Source organism: Solemya elarraichensis gill symbiont (assembly GCF_002021095.1).
GTDB lineage: Bacteria > Pseudomonadota > Gammaproteobacteria > Chromatiales > Chromatiaceae.
In genome coordinates this window covers 1-5,352 of record NZ_MPRK01000125.1, presented here as the reverse complement: position 1 = coordinate 5,352, position 5,352 = coordinate 1, and the positions used below count along the sequence as shown (strand labels likewise).

The window sequence follows — 5,352 nt, the reverse complement described above, 5'->3', positions numbered from 1 at the left end:
GCAACGCAACATTCTACGCTCAGGCACTTGAAAGGATTTTTTCAGTGGCTGGCAATGCAGACGGGTTATAAGTCGCGGATTAATTACACTGATACTGAATATTTTAATTTGTCTGAAAAAGATACTCGTGTTGCAACGGCTCGACGTTCTAAGTCAGTACCAACGGTTGAGCAAATAAAACACGTTATTGAAAATATGCCAGAAACCACGGATATTGAAAGGCGTAATCGTGCCTTGATTGCGTTTACCTTGCTTACGGGAATTCGTGATAGTGCTATAGCCTCGCTGAAATTAAAGCATGTTGATTTGATTGCTGAAAGTGTTTTTCAGGATGCTAGGGAGGTTAAAACAAAATTCAGTAAAACGTTTACCAGTTATTTTTTTCCTGTGGATGATGAAATACGGGAAATTGTTGTGGACTGGGTGAATTATTTAAAAGATGAATTGCTTTATGGTAATGATGATCCGATATTTCCTAAAACAAAAGTCATTCAAAGTGATGCTAGAACGTTTTTGCCATCGGGTTTTAAAAAAGAACACTGGTCAACGGCTTCACCAATAAGAAAAATATTTAAAGAAGCTTTTAATGCTGCTGGATTGGAGTATTTTAACCCGCATAGTTTTCGCGATACTTTGGCAAATATGGGTGAAAAATTATGTCAAAGTCCTGAAGAGTTTAAGTCGTGGAGTCAAAATCTCGGGCATGAAAAAGTGCTAACTACTTTTTATAGTTATGGCGAGGTGCAACCGCAAAGACAGTCTGAGATTATTCGGGACTTAAAAGTACCCCATGAAAAAGATGATTCGGCACTTGATAATTTAGCAGAAGCCCTATTGCATAGAATAAATTCTCAAAAAGTCGGTTAGTGTTTATGATTACTGACTTACTATTTTTAAACCTTGTTTGCCTGCTAGACTCAAATTTCCTGTGGCTGCTGTTTCAATATGATTACTCCACCACTGCATCATGGGTTTACGGCGCTCTAAATAGATAGCGCGGTTGTAAGCATTTCTCACTTCGTCTTTGCCGGTGTGGGCTAGGGCTGCTTCAATCACGTCTGGGTCAAAGCCTTCTTCATTCAGTATGGTACTGGCCAATGCTCTTAATCCATGAGCGACCAGTTTCTTTTCATAGCCCATACGTTTTAGTGCCACATTGGCAGTACTGGCATGAGTGGGTTTTTTTGGATTTCTGTCTGATACAAAAACGTATTCACTGCGTGAGCTGATGGGTTTCATTATTTCAAGCAAAGCCAAGGCCTGTAATGATAAAGGCACAACATGGGGCTTTTTACTTGTCATTCGTTCAGCTGGTATGTTCCATTGGTGTTTATCAAAGTCGATTTCATCCCACCGCGCCCCTGAAGCCTCGCTAGGTCTAACCATGGTGTGCAGCTGCCATTCGATAACACAGCGCGTGGTTGTTTTAATGCTGGCGTATGACAAGGTTTTTAGTAACTCGGGTAATTGCTCGGGCTTGAGGGTGGGAAGGTGGTTTTTTACAGGTGTATGGAATGCCTTGCTGATGCCAGCCAGTGGGTTGTTATCTAATAAGCCGGTATTAACTGCATACACCATGACCTCATTCAGGCGTTGGCATAGGCGTTTGACGGTTTCCAAACTCCCTTTGGCTGCAATGGGGTTAAGTATATCTATGGCCTTGATAGCCGTTATTTTGTGAATGGGGATTTTGCCAATACTGGGGAATATGTGAAGTTCTAATGATCGCCATGTGTCCGCTGCATGATCGACTGAAACATTGGCCTTTTTGACTTCAATCCATTTGGCCGAAACATGCTCGAATGTATTGGCGTGGGCTGTTTCATTTAATCGGCTGCTGTCATCTCTGTGTTCTTTGGGATCTATATCTTTGGCTAGCAATTCTCGGGCTGTATCACGTCTGCTACGGGCATCCGCCAATGATAAATCAGGGTATGAGCCAAAACTCAGACACGTGCGCTTTTTTGCGTATGGCGTACGGTAATCGAATAGCCACAACTTTGAGCCATTTGGCTTAATTCGTAACTGTAGGCCACCACCATCTGACAGTGTGTAAACCTTGTCCTTAGGCTTGGCTTGCTTCACCTCTGTATTGGTGAGTGGTTTGGTGATTCTGGCCATTTTAGTAGTACCGCTAATTGTAGTGCTGCCATGGTACTACTAACGGTACTACTAAAAAAGTCGGATTTTGTAAGATCGCTTAGAACGCTATAGGCCGATATATTTGGATAAACATTGTTTTTAGGCGTAAAAAAAGCCATCTTGGGATGGCTTTAAATACTCTTTTGGTGGAGGCGGCGGGAATCGAACCCGCGTCCGCAAGTCCTCCGCTACAGAATCTACATGCTTAGACTGCCTATTAAATTTAATCGCAGACTACCCGGCAATCAGGGCCTGTACTACGACGATTCCGGTTAAAGTTTAATGTATCGGCCCCGGGCGAGCTTCAACACGATTCTGCGAGATATGACGCCTGAAACCTGGACGCACAGACACGGCTCCAGTCAGACGGCACCCTACTGGGTATTAAGCAGCGAGTGCGTAGTTGTTGTCGTTTGCAACTATATATTTGCGACTGTATTTACGTGGTACTCGCCCCACGACATGCATCTGAAGTTTTGCAACCCACGTCGAAGCCAGGTCGCCCCCATTAGCAGTTAGTGTAGTTCTTATGCTGAAAAGTTCCAAGTCACTTGAACTTATTACCAGTAGGATTACACTCTGCTATGTAACATAAATAAGGTCAGAAATGACAAATACAACAAAGAGTGGAGGAATGAGATGAAAAAACTGGCAAAAACAGTTTCTGCAGCTGCTATTGCAATGGCGGTATCAATGCCTGCGATGGCGCAGGATGACGAACTGGTCGTTAGCGTCAAGCGCCTGACACTGGATACTGCGGCGAAGGTTGGCATGGCCACAATCGAGGCATGCAGGGAGCAGGGTATTCAGGCTGGCGTCACCGTGGTTGACCGAAACGGGATTGTGCAGTTTCAGGCACGCGATACGGTCGCACCGGTAATTACCCTGGGTATCAGCAAGGGGAAAGCCTATGCTGCAGCCAATTTCATGGTGAACTCTTCAGGGCTGGCTGAACGTGCCGATGGTCCAATTGGACGTGTTCCGGGTGTGGTGATGTCAGCAGGAGCAGTGCTGATCGAGGCTGGTGGCAGTGTCTATGGTGCCGTGGGCGTCAGTGGTGCACCATCTGGTGAAACCGATGAAGCTTGTGCCCAGGCAGGTCTTGATGCTGTCAAGGATGACCTTGAGATGATGTAAATCAAAGTCTTTGCCGTTGGTTGTTGGTCACGATAATTACTGACTAACGACCAACGGCAAACGACTTGGGTTATCGGTTTTTCATCATGCGTGCCTGGTCACGCTTCCAGTCACGATCTTTCTCGTCTGCGCGCTTGTCGTGCAGCTTTTTACCCTTGGCAACGCCAATTTCCAGCTTGGCACGCCCCTTTTTCCAGTACATGGCAGTCGCCACGAGGGTGTAGCCCTTGCGTTCAATCAGGCCTGTCAGCTTGTCGAGTTCGTTCCTGTTGAGCAGCAGTTTGCGGATTCGCTTGGGTTCCGGATTGATATGGGTCGACGCTGTCTGCAGCGGGTTGATGGTGCAGTTGAATATGAATGCCTCGCCATTTTTGACGGTGACATAGCTCTCTGCGATATTGACGCGCCCGGCGCGTAATGCCTTGACTTCCCAGCCCTCGAGCAGCATTCCCGCCTCGAATTTCTCCTCGATGCTGAACTCGTGCCTCGCCTTGCGGTTGAGCACAATTGTACTGCTGCCCGCGCCTTTCTTTTTCTTGCTCTTGCCACTCATGGGGGGTGATTCTACAGTCTTGCGCGCACTTGCGAAATGGAAACCTTGCATCGGCAGGGTCAACTGCGCATAATTCGCCTTTGGCACTTGGACTTAGAGAGTGCCAAGTCGATCGAGAAGTGGATAATTCCGGGATAATGTGTGGCTTCAGCATCTGAATCTGTAATCAATGAACGCGCGCAGCACTTTCTGAAAGTGTTGATCGAGCGTTATATCCAGGATGGAACGCCTGTCGGTTCGCGCACACTGGCGCGTGACAGCGGCATGAACCTGAGCCCGGCGACGATTCGCAACGTGATGTCGGATCTTGAAGAGATGGGGCTGATCACCTCGCCGCACACATCGTCGGGACGTATTCCCACGGTCTCCGGCTACCGCTTTTTTCTCGACTTTCTCGTCACCCTGAAACAGCCGGGACAAACCCTGCTGACACAGGTACAGGAGCAGTTGAGAGGCCAGATGGGCCAGCAGCAGATTGCCGAGACCGCATCCAATGCACTCTCGGAACTGACCCACATGGCCGGGCTTGTCATGATTCCCAAGCGCGAAAGCCTGTTTTTCAGGCAGATCGAGTTTCTGCCGCTGTCGGCCAACCGCGTACTGGTGATTCTCATCAGCAGTGATGGCGAAGTGCATAACCGGGTGATTGAGACCAGCCAGAAATTCAGCCAGGGCGAGCTGATCGAGTCGGCCAATTTCCTTAACCGATACTATGCAGGCGAAGAGCTCGAGGTGATGCGAGACAAGCTTATTAATGAGCTTGAGAACACGCGCAGCGAGATGGATGCCGTCATGAAAAAGGCGTTGTCGCTTGCGGGCGAGGTGCTGGGCGGTGAGCAGAAAGAGGGCGACTACGTCGTCTCGGGGCAGACCAACCTGATGGGCTACAACGACCTCACGGACGTCGAACGCCTCAAGCTGCTGTTCGACTCTTTCGCAGAGAAACGCCAGATTCTGCACCTGCTGGATCGCTGTATGGAAGCTGACGGCGTACAGATATTTATTGGTGAAGAGTCGCACTACGACCCGCTTGAGACCTGCAGCCTGGTGACCTCGGCTTACGAGGTCGATGGTGCTGTCGCCGGTGTGCTGGGCGTTATCGGCCCCACGCGCATGGCGTACGACAAGGTGATCCCGATTGTCGATGTGACAGCAAAACTGCTGTCAGTCGCCTTGAAATCGGAGTGATCGGCCCCAACTCCACACGCACAGGATATAACTGGTCCGCGCAGGCGGGCCATCAAGCAGTTTTTACAGAATTTTTGGAGAGTATGAAATGTCAGACAAGGCGGAACCTACGCTGAATGAAACAGAAGCAGCGCATGAGTTGGAGCCATCCGGGGAAGTGACCGGAGAGACCGTCGAGGAAGCAGTTGCCGAGACGCTGCACGATATCAATGCCATCAAGCAGGAACTCGAGGCAGCGACTGTCAAGGCCAATGAGGCACAAGAGCAGTTGCTCAGGACTGTTGCCGACATGGAGAATCAGAAGCGCCGTCAAGCACAAGAGCTTGATAAAG

Annotated in this window: 5 protein-coding genes, 1 other RNA gene and 1 pseudogene; 4 read left to right on the top strand and 3 right to left on the bottom strand. The window is 48.7% G+C overall.

The window, feature by feature from the left end; translation table 11 throughout:
* Positions 1-867: tyrosine-type recombinase/integrase (locus BOW51_RS07235; protein ID WP_078477097.1), on the top strand; the 867-nt coding region annotated here is incomplete at its 5' end.
* 9 nt (positions 868-876) lie between these two features.
* Here the strand turns inward: BOW51_RS07235 and BOW51_RS07230 are convergent.
* The gene (locus BOW51_RS07230; RefSeq protein ID WP_078477095.1) at positions 877-2,121 is read right to left on the bottom strand and encodes an integrase domain-containing protein; all 1,245 of its coding nucleotides are present in this window, start codon (positions 2,119-2,121) and stop codon (positions 877-879) included.
* Positions 2,122-2,286: 165 nt separating this feature from the next.
* Positions 2,287-2,649: a transfer-messenger RNA gene (gene ssrA / locus BOW51_RS07225) on the bottom strand.
* Positions 2,650-2,781: 132 nt separating this feature from the next.
* Here ssrA and BOW51_RS07220 point away from each other — a divergent pair.
* Positions 2,782-3,279 carry a GlcG/HbpS family heme-binding protein gene (locus BOW51_RS07220; RefSeq protein WP_078477094.1) on the top strand — a complete coding sequence of 166 codons (498 nt, stop codon included), beginning with the start codon at positions 2,782-2,784 and terminating at the stop codon, positions 3,277-3,279.
* 70 nt (positions 3,280-3,349) lie between these two features.
* Here the strand turns inward: BOW51_RS07220 and smpB are convergent, their stop codons facing one another.
* Positions 3,350-3,832 carry an SsrA-binding protein SmpB gene (gene smpB / locus BOW51_RS07215; RefSeq protein WP_078477096.1) on the bottom strand — a complete coding sequence of 161 codons (483 nt, stop codon included), beginning with the start codon at positions 3,830-3,832 and terminating at the stop codon, positions 3,350-3,352.
* Between the two features lie 141 nt (positions 3,833-3,973).
* Between smpB and hrcA the strand changes: the two genes are divergently transcribed.
* Entirely contained in the window at positions 3,974-5,020 is a 1,047-nt protein-coding gene (gene hrcA, locus BOW51_RS07210) for a heat-inducible transcriptional repressor HrcA (RefSeq protein ID WP_078477093.1), read from the top strand.
* Between the two features lie 88 nt (positions 5,021-5,108).
* Positions 5,109-5,352, top strand: a pseudogene (locus BOW51_RS07205) (hypothetical protein); the annotation flags it as partial.